We start from the raw sequence: 1,009 nt of genomic DNA on the forward strand, positions 1-1,009 counted from the left end.
GTGGCCCGACCCGCCCTGCCCGCCGGCGCCGCGCGGCGGCTTGCCGATCTCCAGCGAGCTGACCAGGGCGTCGAAGCGCTCGGAGAACAGCTTGTCGATCTCCGCCACCACCCCGCCCAGCTCGGCGCCGTCGAAGTGGCGTTCCATCAGGTTGACCACGTCCTGCACCAGCAGGTCGCGCTGCACCTGCATGATCGCCGCGGGCGTCGGGCCGACGAAGAGCATCACGAAGTCGTCGCGCGACTCGGCGTCCTCGTCCGCCTCTTCCTCGTCGAACTCGGCGTCGTAGAAAGTCACCTCGATCGCCGCGCCCTGCTCGGCCAGCTCGTTGAGGCTCATGCACATCTCGTCGAGCGACTGGCGGAAGTCCTCGTCGCCATGCACCGTCCAGCACATCTGCAGGACGCGCTCCTTGGGATCGAACTGGATCCCCGGCTCGTCCTCGTAGGCGCTCTCGGCGCCGTCGGCCAGCGAGCGGGCGCCGGCGTAGGTCCACAGCGGCTTCAGGGCGTCCTGCAACTGCTGGAAGTTCACGTCGCCGCGCAGCTGGATCTGGCCGTGGACATGGATCTCGAACGGAGCGTTGTAGTCTGACATAACGAATCTCCTGGTGCCCCGGGCCGGGGTCGAACCGGCACGCCCCTTTGCAGGAAGGCGGCGGATTTTAAGCCAGAGCATGGCATCCGCACCGGGCTAACGCTGGACTTGGATGTGGCTTGCTGTAGCAGGTTTTCCGCCAGACCAATGCCTTCGATCATATCCCGGTGCGCGATGCAAACCGCCCCGGTTCTCCTCCGCCTGGCTCCTAGCCGGCCCCTGGAATCGGGGCCTTTCAGGAGCACCTCATGGCAAAGATCAAACTCACCAAGTCCGTCGTTGACACGGCGCAGGCGCAAACCTGCGACATGGAACTCCGGGATACGCTCGTTCCGGGCTTCTTGTGCAAGGTTACACCAACCGGCCGCAAGGTATTCATGGTTCAGTGACCTGCTCCCCATAGGCCGTACCA

At 65.1% G+C, this 1,009-nt stretch carries 1 protein-coding gene and 1 pseudogene; one reads left to right on the plus strand and one right to left on the minus strand.

Features of this window, described 5'->3' with window-relative positions; genetic code table 11:
- Positions 1 to 597 (minus strand): DUF6806 family protein (locus tag A612_RS05720; RefSeq protein WP_019373571.1); only part of this gene is annotated, 597 nt, incomplete at its 3' end.
- A 248-nt stretch (positions 598 to 845) separates the two neighbouring features.
- Here A612_RS05720 and A612_RS05725 point away from each other — a divergent pair.
- Positions 846 to 983, plus strand: a pseudogene (locus A612_RS05725) (integrase); the annotation flags it as partial.
- Between the last annotated feature and the right edge of the window lie 26 nt (positions 984 to 1,009).

Origin of the sequence: Melaminivora alkalimesophila, from assembly GCF_000282995.1 — a bacterium.
In the GTDB taxonomy this organism is placed as follows: Bacteria; Pseudomonadota; Gammaproteobacteria; order Burkholderiales; family Burkholderiaceae_C; genus Melaminivora; species Melaminivora alkalimesophila.